The organism is Streptomyces bathyalis, assembly GCF_015910445.1.
GTDB classification, from domain to species: Bacteria; Actinomycetota; Actinomycetes; order Streptomycetales; family Streptomycetaceae; genus Streptomyces; species Streptomyces bathyalis.
In genome coordinates this window covers 2983465-3001321 of the sequence record NZ_CP048882.1, presented here as the reverse complement: position 1 = coordinate 3001321, position 17857 = coordinate 2983465, and the positions used below count along the sequence as shown (strand labels likewise).

The 17857-nt window shown below is 72.2% G+C and carries 14 protein-coding genes; 4 read left to right on the top strand and 10 right to left on the bottom strand.

What is annotated here, in order from left to right; translation table 11 throughout:
• Positions 1-41: 41 nt before the first annotated feature.
• The 3 genes from G4Z16_RS12995 (at position 42) to G4Z16_RS12985 (ending at position 2554) form a co-directional block, all read left to right on the top strand.
• Positions 42-497 (top strand): Lrp/AsnC family transcriptional regulator, encoded by a 456-nt coding sequence (locus G4Z16_RS12995; protein ID WP_197350935.1) that lies wholly within the window; start codon positions 42-44, stop codon positions 495-497.
• A 115-nt stretch (positions 498-612) separates the two neighbouring features.
• Positions 613-1779 (top strand): aminofutalosine synthase MqnE, encoded by a 1167-nt coding sequence (gene mqnE, locus G4Z16_RS12990; protein ID WP_197350934.1) that lies wholly within the window; start codon positions 613-615, stop codon positions 1777-1779.
• A 73-nt stretch (positions 1780-1852) separates the two neighbouring features.
• Positions 1853-2554 (top strand): UdgX family uracil-DNA binding protein, encoded by a 702-nt coding sequence (locus G4Z16_RS12985; RefSeq protein WP_197350933.1) that lies wholly within the window; start codon positions 1853-1855, stop codon positions 2552-2554.
• Positions 2555-2640: 86 nt separating this feature from the next.
• On the opposite strand, the gene G4Z16_RS12980 is transcribed toward G4Z16_RS12985, so the two are convergent.
• Together G4Z16_RS12980 and G4Z16_RS12975 are read right to left on the bottom strand one after the other, a co-directional pair.
• Complete coding sequence (locus G4Z16_RS12980; protein ID WP_197350932.1) at positions 2641-3990, bottom strand: NAD(P)-binding domain-containing protein; 1350 nt, start codon at positions 3988-3990, stop codon at positions 2641-2643.
• Positions 3975-5375: a carboxylate--amine ligase gene (locus G4Z16_RS12975; protein WP_197350931.1), complete on the bottom strand. Its 1401-nt coding sequence runs from the start codon at positions 5373-5375 to the stop codon at positions 3975-3977. The genes G4Z16_RS12980 and G4Z16_RS12975 overlap by 16 nt, the downstream gene beginning before the upstream one ends.
• A 143-nt stretch (positions 5376-5518) precedes the next feature.
• Here G4Z16_RS12975 and G4Z16_RS12970 point away from each other — a divergent pair, with 143 nt between their 5' ends.
• On the top strand, positions 5519-6838 hold the full coding sequence (locus tag G4Z16_RS12970; protein WP_197350930.1) for a glycoside hydrolase family 26 protein: 1320 nt from the start codon (positions 5519-5521) through the stop codon (positions 6836-6838).
• A gap of 65 nt (positions 6839-6903) precedes the next feature.
• Here the strand turns inward: G4Z16_RS12970 and G4Z16_RS12965 are convergent, their stop codons facing one another.
• From G4Z16_RS12965 to G4Z16_RS12930, 8 genes are all read right to left on the bottom strand, one after another.
• Positions 6904-8061, bottom strand: a complete 1158-nt coding sequence (locus G4Z16_RS12965; protein WP_197350929.1) for a GNAT family N-acetyltransferase — start codon at positions 8059-8061, stop codon at positions 6904-6906.
• A complete protein-coding gene (locus G4Z16_RS12960) occupies positions 8058-9521 on the bottom strand; it encodes a hypothetical protein (protein WP_197350928.1) in 1464 nt (487 codons plus the stop codon). The genes G4Z16_RS12965 and G4Z16_RS12960 overlap by 4 nt, the downstream gene beginning before the upstream one ends.
• Positions 9522-9529: 8 nt before the next feature.
• On the bottom strand, positions 9530-10723 hold the full coding sequence (locus tag G4Z16_RS12955) for a glycosyltransferase (RefSeq protein WP_197350927.1): 1194 nt from the start codon (positions 10721-10723) through the stop codon (positions 9530-9532).
• A complete protein-coding gene (locus G4Z16_RS12950) occupies positions 10720-11520 on the bottom strand; it encodes a polysaccharide deacetylase family protein (RefSeq protein WP_246531282.1) in 801 nt (266 codons plus the stop codon). Before G4Z16_RS12950 ends, G4Z16_RS12955 begins: the two co-directional genes overlap by 4 nt.
• A gap of 109 nt (positions 11521-11629) precedes the next feature.
• Positions 11630-13534: a lipid II flippase MurJ gene (locus G4Z16_RS12945; RefSeq protein ID WP_197350926.1), complete on the bottom strand. Its 1905-nt coding sequence runs from the start codon at positions 13532-13534 to the stop codon at positions 11630-11632.
• Positions 13531-14886 (bottom strand): O-antigen ligase family protein, encoded by a 1356-nt coding sequence (locus G4Z16_RS12940; protein ID WP_197350925.1) that lies wholly within the window; start codon positions 14884-14886, stop codon positions 13531-13533. Before G4Z16_RS12940 ends, G4Z16_RS12945 begins: the two co-directional genes overlap by 4 nt.
• A 212-nt stretch (positions 14887-15098) precedes the next feature.
• On the bottom strand, positions 15099-16640 hold the full coding sequence (locus G4Z16_RS12935) for a sugar transferase (protein WP_197350924.1): 1542 nt from the start codon (positions 16638-16640) through the stop codon (positions 15099-15101).
• Positions 16637-17803, bottom strand: a complete 1167-nt coding sequence (locus G4Z16_RS12930; RefSeq protein ID WP_425508071.1) for a glycosyltransferase — start codon at positions 17801-17803, stop codon at positions 16637-16639. The genes G4Z16_RS12935 and G4Z16_RS12930 overlap by 4 nt, the downstream gene beginning before the upstream one ends.
• Between the last annotated feature and the right edge of the window lie 54 nt (positions 17804-17857).

Sequence of the window (17857 nt, the reverse complement as noted above, 5' to 3'; positions counted from 1 at the left end):
GGGGAGCCCCCAAGCATTCGGCAACGGAGGCACCAGGACCCATGGACGCGGTGGACAGGCAGCTCATTCAGGCGCTGCGTGAGAACGGCAGGGCCTCCTACGCCGAGCTGGGCCGGCTCGTCGGTCTCTCCGGCCCCAGCGTCACCGACCGCATCAACCGTCTCGAGACCGCGGGTGTCATCACCGGCTACCGGGCGACGGTCGACGCGCCCTCGCTCGGCCTGGGCGTCACGGCCCTCATCGGCATCCAGCTCACCGACGCCACCGACCACGAGGACGTGGCGGCGCGGCTGCGCGAGCTGAGCGAGGTCGAGGACTGCTGGTTCATCGCCGGGGACGACTCCTTCATGCTCAAGGCCCGCGCCTCGGACGTGGACGCGCTGGAGAGCCTCATCCGCCGCCTGTCCGGCACCAAGGGTGTCTCCCGAACGCGTACGACAGTGGTGCTCTCGACGAAGTGGGAGAACCGGGTCACCGACCTGCCGAACGAGACCTGATCCCCGGGCCCCGCAAGGCCGTTCGGGGAGCCGGGACCGGCCGGTCCCGCGGCCCCCGGGCACGGGGAGTAGGCTCAAAAAGGCGCTCGAAGCAGAAATCCTAGGAGGGCGACGCATGGACTCTGGGCTCAAGCGCGAGCTGGAGGAGAAGGTCCGCGCAGGTGTACGGCTGACGCGTGAGGACGGCATCGCCCTGTACGACTGCGACGACCTCGCCTGGCTCGGAGGTCTCGCCCACGAGGTGCGAACGAGGAAGAACGGCAACGTCGTTCACTTCAACATCAACCGCCACCTCAACATGACGAACGTGTGCACCGCCTCCTGCGCGTACTGCTCCTTCCAGCGCAAGCCGGGGGAGAAGGACGCGTACACGATGCGCATCGAGGAGGCGGTGAAGCTCGCCAAGGCGATGGAGGGGGAGAACCTCACCGAGCTCCACATCGTCAACGGCCTCCACCCGACGCTGCCTTGGCGCTACTACCCGCGTTCGCTCAGCGCCCTCAAGGAGGCGCTGCCCGACGACGTCTCGCTGAAGGCGTTCACAGCCACCGAGATCCAGCACTTCGAGACGATCTCCGGCATGGACGCGAGCGAGATCCTCGACATCCTCATCGAGTCGGGCCTGGAGTCGCTGACGGGCGGCGGCGCCGAGATCTTCGACTGGGAGGTCCGCCAGCACATCGTCGACCACGACACCCACTGGGAGGACTGGTCGCGCATCCACCGCCTGGCGCACCAGAAGGGCCTCAAGACTCCCTGCACGATGCTCTACGGGCACATCGAGGAGCGCCGCCACCGCGTCGACCACGTGCTGCGGCTGCGTGAACTGCAGGACGAGACGGGCGGATTCCAGGTCTTCATCCCGCTGCGCTACCAGCACGACTTCGTCGACATGCAGGACGGCAAGGTCCGCAACCGGCTCCAGGCGCGCACCACGATGGCCTCGGGCGCTGAGGCGCTGAAGACCTTCGCGGTCTCCCGCCTGCTGTTCGACAACGTGCCGCACGTGAAGGTCTTCTGGGTCATGCACGGCGTCCAGACCGCTCAGCTGGCGCTCCAGCACGGCGCCGACGACATGGACGGATCCGTGGTCGAGTACAAGATCACGCACGACGCGGACAACTACGGGACGCCCGACAAGCTGACGCGTGAGGACCTGCTCGACCTGATCCGCGACGCCGGCTTCCAGCCCGTCGAGCGCAACACCCGCTACGAGGTCATCCGCGAGTACGACGGGCCGGACCCGGAGCGCCGCGAGTCGCCCCAGCCCATGCGCATCTGAGTCCCCCGACCGAGTCCGGGGTCCACACCTTCGACCCCGTCTGGGGGCGTCCGCCGCGGGTACCCGCGCGCGCATGCCCCCAGACCGGAACAGGGCCGCGTCCGGCGGTCCCGAGGACGACTACACCGCCGAGCCCTTCCTCCCCTCCGGGAGCAGGAGCGGCAAGGCGGGTCTCGACGCACTTCGCAGGGCGGCCGCGGACTGCCGCGGCTGCCCTCTGCACCGTGACGCGACACAGACGGTCTTCGGGAAGGGAAGTGCGCCCGCCCGTGTGCTCCTCCTCGGCGAACAGCCCGGCGACCAGGAGGACCGGCGCGGCGAACCGTTCGTCGGACCCGCGGGCCGGATCCTCGACGACGCGCTCGAGGAGGCGGGCATCGACCCCGCGCAGTCCTACGTCACCAACGCGGTCAAGCACTTCAAGTGGGAGTACCCCTCGGGCGGGCGCGGGAAGCGGCGCATCCACAAGGCCCCGACGCTGCGGGAGATGACGGCCTGCGGCCCGTGGCTGGCCGCCGAGGTGGACCTCGTCCGGCCGGAAGTGCTCGTGGTGCTCGGCGCGACGGCCGGCAAGGCGCTGTTCGGCTCCTCGTTCCGTGTGACCAAGGAGCGCGGTCTCCTGATGGAGCGGGAGGTGTACGGAGAGGAGAGGCGCATCGTCGCGACGATCCATCCGTCCGCGGTGCTGCGCACCGACCCCGAGGACCGCGAGGACGTGCGGAACGGCCTCGTCTCCGATCTGCGTGTGGCCGCCGCCGCGCTCGGCTCCTCCTGATGCGTCCGCCCCGGGGCGCGCCGGCCCGGGATACCCCGATCTCCTGCCTCAGGGTTCCGGGCGGGGCGCCCCCGGGCGCGCCCGGCTCAGCGGCGCACGGCCGTCGGTCCTCGCCCTCCCTGCGTGCGGCGCCGGCCCTGCCCGGGTGCCTGGCCCTGGGCGTAACCCGTCAACTGCCCGTTCCTGCCGGGCTGTTCGATCGCACGGGAGCGGGCGGCGTGCGGCACGGTCGCCAGCCGTGGCTCGGCCAGCCGTCGCTGCACGCCCTGCACCACGCGGTGCGCGGCGAATGTCGCCCCGTACACGAAGCGCATGGACGGGCCGAAGGACGGTGTCGCCAGCAGCCCCGCGAAGAACAGCCCCGGGTGCGAGGACTCGAACCGTGCGTTCAGCTCGGGTGCGTCGCTGGTGCCGACGCGGTGCAGGATGCTGCGTACGGACTCGTCCAGCATCGCCAGCCGGGCCAGCCGCGGAGAGAAGCCCGTCGCCGCCACGACATGGTCCGTCTCGACGGTGCGCACGGCGCCGTCGTCGGACTCCAGGCGCAGACGCACCTGGTCGCGCACCTGCTCCGCCGAGCTGAGACGACTGCCCAGCAGCACCGGCACGGCGAACTCGAAGCGGTCGCGCAGCCACCAGGCTCCGGCAGGGCCGAGCGCAGTGCGCGCGATGTGCTGCCGCAGTGCCCCCGGCAGCTTCCGTACCGCCCACGGCATCTCGGAGAAGACCCAGCTCGGCCAGCCGGTGCCGAGTCCGCAGTGCGGGTCGCGGAGCGACTTGAGCAGCGAGCGCTGAAGCGGCTGGGGCTGCGAGTTCCAGTTGATGCGGTCGGTACGGGCCACGACCCTCACGTGTGCGCCCGCCTCGGCGAGCAGCGCCGCGGTCTCCAGCGCCGCCTGCCCGGCGCCGACCACGGTCACGTCCTTGTTGCTGAAACGGCTCAGATCGCGGTGGTGGCTGCTGTGCGAGACGAGCCCCGGCGGCAGTTTCCGCAGCGGGCCCGGCTTGTGCACGAACGGCATGACACCGACGGCGACTGCGACGGTGCGGGTCACCAGCACGTCCCCCTCGGCTGTCTCGACGCGGAACCCGCGGGCGCACGGAATGATCGACGTCGCCGTCTGCTCCTCCGCCGCCGGCGCCGCCTTGTTGCCGAACCACTGCCCGTAGTCGGTGAACGTGCCGATCGGCAGGGGCTTTCCGTGCTCCACCGTGATGCCGCGGGCGGCGCAGTACGCGGCGAGCGTGTGCGTACCGGCCGGGTCGGAGAGGTTCGAGGACCAGGGCTCGGACTTGAGGAACATGCCCTTGGGCATGTGGTCCCGCCACGAGGCCATGGGACGGCCCAGGACGCGCAGGTTGAGTCCGGCGGCCGCTGCGTGCGAGGCGATGGAGAGGCCGTAGGGACCAGCGCCCACCACTACGAGGTCGTACATGCGTTTCCTTCTCTCTGATCTTTCACTGATCGCTCATCACGGGTGGAGCGGAAATGCCTTGCTGACGGCAGGCCCGGAGCCGACGCCGGAAGCGCCGCCCGGACGGATCTGACGCGCTGCCAGACCTTGAGAGCGCCTCGGGCGAACCAGGCCGCGGCCATGGCGAAGAACGGACGCGGATCGTCGGCCGCGAACCAGGCGCGCTCCACGGCGCGGGAGCCGCCCCCTGCTTCGGGTCCCTGCTGCCGGCGACCGCGGTGACCCCTCCGTTCACCCCGGTCACCTCGCTCCGCCCACTCATGCGGCTCCTCCCGCCGTCCCGGGCCGAGCGAAGCCGCCGTGACCAGGGCCGACAGCAGGGCGTAGTTCTCGGCGACGAAGACCCGCCCCTGCCCGCCGGACGGGGCGGGAACCTCACGCCCCGTCAGATGCAGATGCTGTGCGCGTACGACGTCGAGCCCGCCGTCATCGGTGAAGAGCCGGAACTGCGCGCCGGGCCTCGGGTTGAAGTCGAGCAGGTTGTAGCTGCCCGTCACGGGGTCGAGCCGGAAGTCGAGGTCGAGGATGCCGCGGTATCCGACCCGCGCCGCGAGCCGTGCGGCCTCCTCCTCGACCTCACGGTTCGCGATCCAGGTGCCGACCGCCGTCAGGCCCGTGCGCGGGGGCCATGAGCGCTCCTTGCGTCCCGCGCCGCCGACGAGGAAGCCCCGGTCGCCGTCCGCGTAACCGTGGAAGAACCAGTCCCTTCCGCGGCCCCCGGCCAGCCGTTGCTGCAGCAGGAGCCGGCTGCCGGCGTGAGCGCTGCGCTCGTACAACTCGCATGCCTCGGTGGGGGTCCGTACGAGCGTGGTGCTGCGCATCCCCTTGGGCAGCAGCCACGGCCTGCTCCACTTGGCGATCACCGGGGGTCCCAGCAGCGTCGCCTCGCGTGCCGCCTCGGCGGCGCTGTCCGGTGCCACGGTGACCGGGTGCGCGATGCCCAGGTCCGAGCAGAGTCGGGCGAGTTCGGCCTTGTCGGCGACCCGGGCGGGCAGGTCCGGGGCGACGTCCGGGAGCAGGAAGCCGCGGTCCCGCAGGCGCCCGCTGAGCGAGGCGACGCCGATCGCGCCACGGTCGTCCAGCGCGATGAGCACCGCGGGCCTGCCGATGGCGTCCGCGATGCGCGAGAGTGCCCGTTCGAGTTCGGTGTCCGAAGTGCCGCCCGGGGGCAGCGAATGCACCCGGTGGACGAACCGGGAGCGGTCCACGGGGCCCGGCGCCGCCTCCGCCAGGTGGACCTCGATCCCCGTGCGCCCGAGGGACCTGATGGCTCCGAGTGTTCCGTGGTGGAACGGATTGGGGTCGAGCCGGAGCAGGAGGGCGGGGACTTCCGTGTCGAACGGCATTGATCTGTCCTTGCGTCATGAATAGTGCGAACAGGGAGAAAATATCCCCATTGGCCTATCAGACCGCACCGAGCCGTGCCGAACGGTTAGGTCTGAAATGCGTGTTTTGTGACCACTGAGGTCACCGGAGGACAGGAGAACGGATGCGGAGCCCCAAACGCCGCGGATACAAGGAGGTCTGCGGCCTCGTCATCGCCGGCGGGCTTCTCGCTTCCTGTACGGTCCTGCCGATGAATCTGCCCGATTTCGAGACGGAATCGTTCATCCGGAGCGTCACGTCGAGCGATGTCGTACCGACTTCGGGCCCCAGCTCCGAACCGACGGGCGCCGGCTCGTCCGCCCGGCCCGCCTCCCTGACCAGCGTCCAGTCCGCCCAGGCTCCGCTCGCCCCGCTCGGCGCGTTCCTCCGTGCCGATCCGGAGGGCGTACAGCACATCCCGCAGCTGCAACGCTGGCTCGGCGGTACGGAGCTGAAGGTGGGTCACACGTACCTTCCGGGCGACCGATGGTCCAACATCGAGGGCCGGCCCGGCTTCCTCGAACCGTGGACGAAGTGGCGGCGGGCCCAGCAGGACCGGATGTTCGTGCTCAACGTGCCGATGCTGGAACGCAACGAGGAAGGCCTGTCGGACCGCGAGGTGCGCGGGCTGCTGCGTGCCGGTGCGGACGGCCGCTTCGACAGCCACTTCCGGACCCTCTCCGAACGCCTGGTCCAGCTGAAGGCGCCGGACACCGTGATCGTGCTCGGCTGGGAGATGAACGGCACGACATACTCGCACCGTTGCGGACCCGACGCCGATGCGTGGAAGAAGTACTGGCGGCGGATCGTCACATCCATGCGCTCGGTGCCCGGACAGAAGTTCCGCTTCGACTTCGCGCCGAGCCGCGGCCGCGACGCCTACCCGTGGACGGAGTGCTACCCGGGCGACGACGTCGTCGACATCATCGGCATGGACGCCTACGACCAGCCGGAGGGCCTCTCCTTCGACGAGCAGGTGAGCGAGCCGTACGGTCTCCAGGCCCAGGTCGACTTCGCCAGGAAGCACGGCAAGGCCATCTCGTACCCGGAGTGGGGTCTGTTCCGCAACGGCGACAACCCGGAGTACGTGCGCCGGATGCTCGACTGGTTCGCCCGCCACAAGCCGCTGTACCAGACCCTCACCGACTACTGCCCGCACGGCGTGTGGCAGTGCCCCCACAATCCCGATTCCGCCGAGACCTACCGTGCAGTGCTCTTCGGCCGGTCCGGCAGCACGCCCGCGCCGTCACCCGGCGCCGGAGCGACCACGGCGCCCTCGCCCGCACCGATGCCTTCGCCCTCACGCACGGCGGTCCCCGTGCCGACGGGATCGGGGGCGCGGATCCCGTGGTACGAGGACTGCTTCGCCGTCGGCAAGTACTGCCTGCGGTTCGACAAGGTGCCGCGGAATTCGTGGATCTCCCGGGCGGGGTTCTACGACTGACGGCCGCCGCCCGGAAGGCGCGTCGGGCTCCTCCGCCCCCGAGACGGAGGAGCCCGACGCGACGTTCACGACCGTTGCTTCTCCGGCTCCGCGGCCGCGTCCGCCCCTGGCCGCCCGGCACCGCCCGGACGGAACCGCTCCGTCCAGCCGGCGTTCCTGGCTCGCCGCACGGCCGCGGCCGCCAGCTCGCGCCCCTTGGCCTGCGCGAGATGCACTCCCATCGCGGGCGCCATCTCCCTGCGGGCCATCACAAGTCGCTGACTGGCGACGGATTCGGCCTGCCACCTCAGCTTGTGCGGCTCCGCGCCGCGCAGCAGATTGAGGGTGTCGGCCCCTGTGGATGCCGCGTGCGCGGCGGCGTGCCGCAGCAGCATCGTGGTGATGTCGACGCGCTGGGAGCGCAGCTTCGGGTGTGCGCCGTAGAGGTAGCCGCAGACCATGTCCCGGCTGGTGAAGGTGATGTCCGAGGCCACGACCTCGTCGTCGACGCGGTATTCGGTGATGGTCGCGTCGCCGCTCTCCGTCATGCGCTCGACCGTGCTCTCCAGGTGGGCGCGGAAGCGCGGCCGCAGATGCTCGGGTGTCACCCCGCGGCCCTCCCACTGCATCGCGTGCAGCTTCAGGAGGGTGCGGACGGCACCGGCCGCCTCCGAAGGCAGCACGTCGTGCTCCTTGATCCCCATCTTGTCGATCTTGCGTAGCTTCTGGCGGGTGCGCTTCGCGCTGCCGACGGGCAGCCGTTCCAGCAGCTTCTCCATGGGGACCCCGGGCAGTTCGAGGCACACGGAGTCCTTCAGCTTCCGGCGCGGACCGGGCCAGGCGTCGTACAGCTGCTCCGCCGCGGCACCGTGGCGCACCTCGCGCAGGTCGACGACCGCTCCGCGTGCGGCCAGGTGCATCGCCCTCGCGAGAGACGTGGCCGCGTCCGGGAACTCGCCGTCCAGCAGCACGTCGCAGAAGTCGGTGATGCCGCCGCCGAGTGCGACCAGCGTCGGCAGGGGCCGGTGCGTGAGCATCATCGGTGCTGCGGCGACGAGCCGGCCCCTGTCGCGTACGAGCACGACCCGGAGCCACCCCGTCCCGCCGTACGACTGCCACCAGGAGTTCAGCCAGGTGTGGGACTGGAACGGTGTGGAGCCCTGGCTGCGCCCGCGCAGTTCGTCCCACTCCCGGGCGAGGGCGGTGAATTCCGACGGGTCGCGGCAGACACTGGCAGTGGTCATCGTCCCGCCTCCGTCAGGGAGTTGGCGCTCGTGGCCTCCGGCGTGGGACCGGAGCCGGTGGTCTCCTCGGGCACACGGCCGCCGCCGGCTGCCACGGGGCTGTCCGTGTACTCGGGGCGGCGACGGAACTGCGGGCGGGCGAGCAGTGCCAGCCCGCCGAGCAGCCCGCCCGCGCACGCACCCACGGCGACCGTGACCTCCCGGGACGGTGAGACGGGCGTCGCCGGTGCCACGGCCTGGGAGAGGAGGGTCAGGCGGGCGCCGGTCCGCTTCACCGACGCCTTGGCCGTGTGCGTGAGCGCCTTCGCGACGGCGTCGGCGTTCTTCGCCGCCTGCGAGGCGCTGGAGGAGGTCGCGGTGATCTGCACCATCGGGGCGTCGGGTGAGGTGGTGGCCTGGATGCCCTGCCGGATCGTGCCCCGCCTCAGGCCCGCCCGTTTCTCGGCGTCGGCGAGGATCGCGGGATCCGTGGCGATCTTGCCGAACGCCTGCGCGTAGCCCAGCGCGCCCCCCGCCTCCGCCGGGCCGGACGGCGAGACGACGACGTAGCTGATGGCGGCGTACTGCGGGGGTGTGATCTCCGAGTACGTGGCGCCGGCACCGGCACCCAGTACGAGGCAGAGGGGCAGCGGCCACCATCGAGGCGCGCGGCGCAGCCACGCCCTGAGACGGACGGACAGCCGCGGCCCCGAAGGCACCGAGGGCTCAGGGACGGGCGGGTTCACGCCCGCCCGCGCGGAGGAGCCGCCCCCGGCAACGGCGTTGCGCCGAAGGGGAGTCGTCCTGGTCAGAGCGGAGGCCTTGCTTCTGCCGCTCATCGGCGGCGCCGAGGCCGCCGGCTTCCCGCCCCGGAACCTGCGCTTTCCGTCTCGTCCCGCCTTGGCGTCCTTGGCGGTGCCGTCCGCGCCGGTCCCGCTCTTGGCGCCGGACTGCGTCTTCGGCCCCGCCTCCGGCTCGGTCACGGTCTCGGCCTTCGTGCCGGTCTCGGTCTTCGTGCCCGCCCCGGTCTTGGTGCCGGCCTCGACCTTGGTACCGGTCTCGGCCTTCGTGCCGTTCTTCGGCTCGGTGACCGGCTGCGCCTTCGCGTCCGGCTTACCGCCGGAGTCGGCGTCGCTCCTGTCTTCCCGCCCGACGTCCTTCTTGCCGTCCGTCGTGGTGCCGGACTTGGGGCCGGGCTTGGAGCGGGACTTGGTGTCGGCGTTGGTGCCGGCCCCGGAGTCCGTCTTCGGGTCCGTCGTGGTGCCGGGCCGGGCGTCGGCCGCGTCGGCCTTCGCCGCTTCGCTCCCCGACGTGCCGGCCGGGCTCTTCTCCGGGGTGCTCTCCGCGCTCTCGCGGCCCGCGGCCTTCGCACCGTCGCCGGTGCCGGAGTTCGACGAGCGGTCGTCGTGCCGGGACTGCGTCGTGCGCGCCGAGCCGTCCGCGGTGGGGTTGTTGGCCGATCCCTGTACGGCTTTGGGCATGGCAGGACTCACCTCGTTGTCAGGGGTAGGGATGTCGGTGCCGGTACGGGAGTCGCCGCGGCCGGCGCCGTTGCGGGCAGTTGCGGTGCGCCCGTCGCGGCGCGATAAACGGCCATCAGCCGCTCCGCGCTGCGGGCGATGTCGTAGCGCTCCACGACGGGCGGTACGGGCAGCCGTACGGGCCCCGCGTTCTGGTACTCGCAGAGGAGCGCGGTGAGTTCCGGCACGCCGGTGCCGATGCGGCGGGCGCCGGGTGCCTCCTCCGGCGGCAGGTCGTCGATGGCCGGGCACGTCACGTGCAGTGCCGGCAGTCCCGCCGCCAGGGCTTCGAGAACCGCGAGCCCGAAGGACTCCTCGGACGAGGGCGAGACGAACACGTCCATAGCGGCGAGGAGGTCCGGGATCTCCCACGCACCGACGCCGGCCGAGGCGACCGTCCCGTCGCACTCGCCGAGCATGTGGATACGGTCGAGCGCGCCGAGCGCCGTGGCGATGCCGTGGAGCGTCTCGCGTTCGGGGCCGTCGCCCACGAGCACCAGCCGCGCGTCGGGCAGTACGGACACGGCCCGTACGAGCGTCTCGAAGTGCTTGCCCGGCACCAGCCTCCCCACCCCGCCCACGACGAAGGCGTCCTGGGGGATGCCGAGCCGCCCGCGTGTGGTGGCGCGGGCCAGGGGGTCGAAGCGGAAGCGGTGGGCGTCGATGCCGTTGGGCACGGTGTGCAGCCGGGAAGCCGGCACCCCCCACCGCCGCAGGCGCTGCGCGACGGTGTCGGAGACGGCGATGGTGGCGCAGCCCAGCCGTTCGGAGGCCAGATACAGCGCGCGGATGCCGGGCCCGAGCCGCCTCCCCTCGATCGTGTCCTCGCCGAGTGAGTGCTCCGTGGCGACGACGGCACGCACACCGGCGACCCGTGCCGCGAGGCGGCCGTACAGACAGGCCCGGTAGAGGTGTGTGTGGACGAGGTCGTAGTGGCCCTCACGGAGCATGTGGACCAGCAGCGGCATGACCGTCGCGTCGAGGTTGCCGGTCATGCCCAGGTGGGTGACGCGGTGGCCGTCGGCGAGGATGCCCTCGGCCACGGCGCCCGGTGCGGTGAGCGTGAACACGTCGCAGCGGACGGGCAGATGGCGCAGCATCAGCCGCAGTTGCTGCTCGGCGCCGCCCACGCCGAGCCCGGTGATGATGTGTGCGACCTTCATCGGCCGCCGCCGGTTCTTCCGCTGCCGACCGCTCCCTCGTCCTCTCCGGCCTCCGCACCGGCGTCACTCGGCACCTGCGGCTCCGGGGGCAGCGCCTTGCGGCGGAGCGGGTTCAGCGTCCGCTTCAGGAACAGCCGTACGGAGGTGTCGGAGGCGTCGATGTGCACCCTCGGCAGGGCATGCATGCACGTGAGCGCTCCGGGGTCGATCGCGCAGGCGTAGCCGTAACCGGCGTTGCGCACCGCCTTGATGGCCCTGGGATCGACCGTCCCGTACGGGTAGCAGAAACCCTCCGGATCGGTGCCGGTGATGTCCGCGAGCATCTCGCGGCTCTGCTTCGTCTCCCGCTCGACCGTGGTGTCGTCGGCCGTGGTCAGATCGGTGTGCATCATGCCGTGCGAGCCGATCTCCATGCCCTCGGCGGCAGCGGTGCGGATGCCCTGGGCGTCCAGGAGGGGCTTGCGGGGGCCGAGTTCGTCCCAGGCGTTCTCGCCGCCGAGCCGCCCGGGCAGTACGAAGACGGTGGCCGTGCATCCGTGCCTGCGCAGCAGCGGCAGCGCGCCGTCGACGAAGTCGGTGTAGCCGTCGTCGAAGGTCAGCCCGACCAGTCCGGCGGCGCGTCCGGCGGCGCGCGCCCGCATCAGCTCACCCACGCTGACGCCGGAGAGCCCGCGTCCGCGCAGCCAGCGCAACTGCCGGTCGAGGCGGTACGGAGAGACGGTGATCCGGTACGGGTCGTCCGTGCAGCTGGAGACCGAGTGGTACATCAGCACCCAAGGCGGCCTCTGCCGCCGCATGCCTGTGCGAGCGGTTGCGGGGGCGGTCACCGCCTCGCGTGTGGACGCCGGTACGGGCACCCGTCGCTGGGGCGATGGCAGCGGCAGAGCGGGGACGCGGGCACGGAACTCAGCGGACATGAGCGAACCTTCGTTTGACGGTGGCGAACAGCTGAGGCACCTCCGGGGCCCTGACGAGGCGGGCCACGGCTGCGAAGACGACGAGGACGGTCACGCCGCCGGCCGCGGCACCCGCCAGCGGATCGGCGACGAGCCGGGCCGCACCCCAGCCCGCGGCTGCGGCTACGGCCGCCGCCAGCAGCAACCGGACCAGCCCGGCGGCGACCCGGCGTACATCGATGGCGACCACGCGGGCACCGAGGCCGTGCAGCAGGAGCAGCGCGGTGGTGAGGATCCCGGTGGCGTTGGCGGCGGCGATGCCGTGAACTCCCCACGGGCGCACGGCGACCGCCCCCGCGACGACGGTGACGAGGAGTCCCACGGCCATCGCCGCGGCCGGATACCAGGTGGGCCGCGTACCGGAGAAGAACGGACGCACCAGGGCGCCCACCAGGCTGTGACCGAGCAGCCCGAAGCTGTAGACCCGCATCACGGACGCCGTGTCGGCGGTGTCGCGGGCGTCGAACGCGCCCCGTTGGAAAAGGAGTTGGATGAGCTGCGGCGCGCAGGCGATGACGTAGGCGGCACCCAGCAGCACGACGATCCCGACCAGCGCCAGGTCGCGCTCCACGCGCAGGCGCGCCCGCTGCTTGTCGCCCTCCGCCATGGCGCGTGCCACGACGGGGAAGGTGACGGTGCACACCATGAGCGAGAGCACCATCGGCATCTGCGCGACCTTCTGCGCGTAGTTGAGGTGCGAGATGGCGCCCGCGGGCAGGGGCGAGGCCAGATAGCGCTCGAAGAGCACCTGCGCCTGGCGGCTGATGGCGAAGCACACGACGGGAGCCAGCACGCCGAGGCCGAGCAGCGCGATGCGGCCGGTGTACGCGGAATGCCCTGCTGCGGCAGTGGCCGGGGGAGCGGTCGCCTCCGGAGAGTCCGGCACGGGAGGGGCGGCGACGGGGCCGGTGCCGTCGGACGGCACGGGGCTGCCGGACGTCGTGGCCGGGCCCCCCGGGCCCCCCGGGACCTTCGCGGACGCCGTCGCAGTCGCGGGGGCATCCGTGGCAGTCACGGCCTTGCGGAGCCCGGCTGCCGTCCTGCGCTTCTCTCGCGACGGCAACTGCTTGATGAACGAGGGCAGTTGGACCAGCACCATCAGGCCGCCGCCCACCGCGACCCCCACGGCCGCAGCCCGCACGCCCCACAGGGTGTGCCCGGCGAACATGACCGCGATGATCGCCGCGTTGTACGCGACGTAGATCGCCGCGGGTGCGACGAAGCGCCGGTGGGCGCGCAGCGCGGCGCTGAAGTAGCCGGCCAGCCCGAAGGTCACCACGGTCAGGGACGTCAGACGCATGCAGTCGACGGCCGTACGGGCGTCCGGCAGACCCGGTGCCAGCACTCGCACCAGCAGCGGAGCGGCGAGCAGCATGAGCGCGGCGGTCGCGGTGAGCCCCAGCAGCAGCCGCGGCAGGGTCCGCCTCACGACACCCAGCACCGGGTCGAGTCCGTCAGCTGCTTCCGCGTCGAGCAGGGCGCCGCCGTCCGCGGCGCCCGAACGGGCCGCCGCCCGCCGGGAGAGGGCGAGGCTGAAGGCGGGGACGAGGATCAGCGCCATCGCGTCCTCGATGAGCAGCGTCGCGGCCAGTTCAGGGACGGTCCATGCGACGAGGAAGGCGTCGGTGTCGGCGTCGGCGCCGAAGAGGCTGGCGATCGCCTGGTCCCGGAGCAGGCCGAAGAACGCGCCGGCCGCCGTGAGGGCAGCGGTGATCACGGCGGCGCGGGCGAGGAACCTGCCCAGTGGCGGAGGGCCTGCGTCGCCTGCCCTGCCGTTGCCGTCGCTCCCGGCGCCGGTGCCCGTGAGCGTCGCCGCGTCCTGAGTGGTGGTGCGGGAGGCGTGCGTTTCCGTCATCGGGCGGATGCCTCTGCCTTGTCGTCGGCGCTCGTCGCGGGGGAGTTCGGGAGGGGAGCGGCGGCCGCGGGGGAGGGGGCCAGGGCCCACCAGGCGACCGTTCCGAGGAGGACCGCGGTCAGCACGGTCGACGGGCCGCCGATGTCGGCGTAGAGGAAGTCGACGCCCTGCCAGACCAGCAGTCCGACGGCCGCCAGCCCGCAGTCGGCGGCGCCGGGGGCGTCCGCGGGACCGCCGCCGAAGTGCGCCCGGCGGGCGGCGTGCAGGCGCCGCAGACCGCACACGAGCAGCACGCCTCCGCTGCCGACGACAGCCACGGCCCCGATCAGGCCCTGCTCGCTGAGGACGAGCAGATACATGTTGTGCGGGGAGAGCAGCGGTTCCTTCTGGAACTGCATGCCTGCCCCGGCGGTGTCGCTGCCCGAGGAGAGCCCCAACGAGGCGTGCCCGTCGCGGTGCGCGGGAAAGTTCTTCAAGCCGACGCCGGTTGCGGGGTCGTCCTGCCACATCGCGGTGGCGGCCGACCAGAGGCTGTAGCGGTCGGTGACGGACCGGTCAGGGGCCGCGCTGATGTCGGTGATGCTCGTCAGCCGCTCCTGGACCATGGACGATCCGACCCCGAAGCCCCCCACCAGCACCACCGACGCGGCGGCCAGCGCGAGGAGGATGAGCGCCGCTCTGCGCACGCCCGCCAGCAGCAGTACCACGACGCACGCGACCGCCGTGGCGATCCACGCGCCGCGGCTGTAGGAGAGGCCGAGCGGAGGAACCAGCGCCGCGGCGCACCACATCGCGGTGACGCGCTGCCGCCGTGAAATGGCGCGCCGGTCCGCGAGGCCGAGCGCGAAGGCGGTCACCAGCCCCAGCGAGACCACCGTGGACATCCCCATGACGTCCAGCGGCCCGAACGTGCCCACGGCGCGCACGTCCTGGCCCATGTACGAGGCGCCGGTCCGGGTCAGGTTCTGTACGACGCCGACGGCTCCCTGCACCAGGGCCAGCAGGATCAACGCCCAGGACAGCAGCCGGAAGTCGCGGGTGCCGCGCAGCAGGAGCAGCAGCGCACCCGGGACCAGCACGAAGATCTGCAGATACCGGACGAAGCCCGGGAGGCTCGCCATCGGATCGGCGGACGCGGCGGTCGCCACCGCAAAGGCGACAGCCGGTGCCCCGAGCACCGAAGCCGCCGTGGGTGTAAGCCGACCGCCGCGTCCGCGCAGCAGCCTCACCAGGCACCACACCACCAGCACCAGGGAGGCCGCGTCTGCGGCAGTGATCTTGCCCGAAGTGGTCACGTCGCCGGTCTGCACCGGCACGCACAGGATGAGAACGGTGGCCACTGCGGGCACCATCGGGGCCCATCGGCGCCAGAACGCCGGGCTCGTCACGGGCGGCCCGCGCCGCGTATCCCGCTCGCCGTCCGGACCTTCCGGACCTTCCGGCCCGGCCGCCGGCCCGTTCGTGCCGTACCTGCGTCCGCTCGCATCCCGGTCATGTCCCGGCAGATTCCGGCCGCCGTCGCCGGGTGGACGCCGGCTCTCCGGTAGTGCGACCGTCACCCCGATCACCGGCCTTCGAGGCGGAAGAACGAGGTCACCGTGCGGAACATGATCCGCACGTCCTGCCACAGCGACCACGTCTCGATGTAGTGGTTGTCGAAGCGCGCCCGGTCCTCGATGGACGTGTTGCCGCGCAGCCCGTAGACCTGGGCGAGGCCGGTGATGCCGACGGGCGAACGGTGCCGCTCGGCATAGCCCGGGAGGTCCTTGCTGAACTGCTCCACGAAGTAGGGGCGTTCGGGTCGCGGCCCGACGAGGCTCATGTCTCCGCGCAGCACATTCCACAGCTGCGGCAGCTCGTCCAGGGAGGTGCGGCGCAGCATCCGCCCGACGGTGCTCATCCGGTCGTCGCCCGCGACGCTCCACAGCGTCGCCGACTCCGTCTCGTTCTCGGGCCGCAGCGTGCGGAACTTCAGCAGTGTGAACGGACCGCCTCCGAGCCCCACGCGCTCCTGCCGGAAGATGACCCCCGGCCCGTCCGAGATCCGTACGGCCAGCGCGCAGGCGGCCAGCAGCGGGGTGGCCACGACCAGCGCCGGTACGACGAGCGCCAGGTCGAGCAGCCGCTTGCGCCAGCTCCATCCGGAACCGGGGCACTCAAGGGACAGACGCCTGCACGAGAACCCCCACACGTGGGAGGGGCCCGTGTCGTGGGTGCCGTGCACGCCGACCGCGCAGCCGGGCCGAACCAGCCAGCCGGCCACTCCACGTTCGCCCAACGCCCTTGCCAGCAGCGCGTTCTGCGTCTCCTCCCAGGGCGAGCGCAGGAACACAACGTCCCGGACGGTGTTCTGGATGACGGCTCTCGTCACGTCCTCCAGCACCATGACCACGGGCAGCGGCGCGCCGTCGTCCTCGCCGGCCTCGTCGCCGTCCTCGCCCTCCGCTTCGCCGACGAGGTCGACGAACCCGACGGGCTGCAGCCCGTAGCGAGGGTGCTCGGTGAAGACGCCCGCGACCGTACGGGCGAGCCGCCCGCTGCCGACGATCAGCGCCGGACGCGGCCGGCGCCGTGCCTTGATCCGCCGGAAGCAGTGCACCAGGGCGCGTGCCATACCCGCCAGGGCGGCGTTCGCGGCGACGGCGGCGAGCAGGACGCCCCAGTTCAGTGCCGCCGGACGGTCGAAGGACGCGAGGAGCGCTGCGGCCACGCACCAGGCCAGCGCCGCACGGGCGGCCAGCGCGGGAAGCTCGTCGAGCGCGTACGCCCGCAGCCCCGGCCGGTACAGGCCCGCCTGCGCGTTGAGGGCGAGCGCGCCGAAGACGACGGGCCCGAGCAGCAGGCTGTCCGCGTCGGCCCCGCCGACGGCCGCGACGACGGAAACGGAGGCGGCCGCGTCTGCGACGGCCAGCGCCGCAGCGCCACGGTGCCGAAGCCGCAGGAGGTTCCGCCGCTTGCGCAGGCTGCCGACGGGCGGGGGTACGGTCCGGTCGCCCGCCTGCTGCGGGGGCCGCACCACGACGCCCCCGTCCGGTCCCGCCACAGAATCCGGACGGGTCGCGACGCGCGCGTTGCTGGATCTCTCGTCCGTGCCGTCCGTCGTCATTGTCCCGCCCGCCAACTGCCCCTGGGGGCCGGTACGTCGAGCAGTTCCCGGTACAGGCGCAGCACGGATTCCGCGGTCCGGCGCACGTCGAAGTCCGCCCGTACGTGCTTGCGTGCGGCCTCACCCATGAAGTCCCGCAGCTCCGGCTCGCCCAGCAGGCGTGTGACCGCGTCGGCCAGTGCCTGTGCGTCGCCCGGCGGTACCAGGCACTGCTCCTGCTGGCCGGGGGGCAGGCACTCCCGGGCGCCTCCCACATCGGTGACGACGACGGGGCGCCCGCAGGCCATCGCCTCGAGCGGAGTGAGCGCCATGCCCTCCCAGCGGGAGGGCAGCACGACCAGATCGGCCGCCGCGTACCAGCGGTCGACCTCGTCGCTGGCGCCGGCGAACAGCACCCGGTCCGGGGCGGCCGCCGTCAGCTCACGGCGGTCCGGGCCGTCGCCGACAAGTACGAGCCAGGCACCCGGCACGCGCTCGGCGACAGTCGCCCACGCTTCCAGCAGGATCCGCTGCCCCTTCTGGCGGCACAGGCGGCCCACGCAGACCACGAGCGGCGCCTGCGCCGGCACCTCGCTCAGCAGGGGCGACGCGGCACGCGCCTCGTCCCGTCCCTCGGTCTCGGTCTCGGGCACGCCGTTGTGCACGACTGCCCAGCGCGCCGTCACTCCGGCCCGCTCTCCGGTACGGCGTTCGGCCTCGCTGACGCACAGGACGCGGTCCGTCCAGCGCGCGGCGCAGCGCTCCCAGGCGCGGGCGAGCCGTGCCGTGAGTCCTCCGACGGCTTCGAACGACCATGCGTGCGGCTGGTACACGGTGGGGACCCTGCCGCGCAGGGCCAGCCGGGCTGCCAGTCCGGCCTTCGCGCTGTGGACGTGCACCACGTCGGGGTCCACGCGCCGGATCAGCCGGTACGCCCGCCGGGTCTCGGCGGCGACGTGGGGGCCGAGCTCTCGCTCGGCCGCCCACACTTCCACTTCCGCACCCGCCGCCGCGGCCTGCCGGGAGAGGCTTCCGCCCTCCGGGCAGCCCACGACGACGCGTACGCCTTCCTTCGTCTGGGCCCCGACCAGGTCGGTCACGACCCTGGCCACCCCGCCTTCGACCGGTTGTGCCAGATGAAGGACCGTGAGCCGGTCTCTTCGTTCTCTGCGCTGGGAAAGCACCCGAACGTCTCCTCAACGTCACTACCGGACGGAATTCTTCGCGGAATGGGGGAA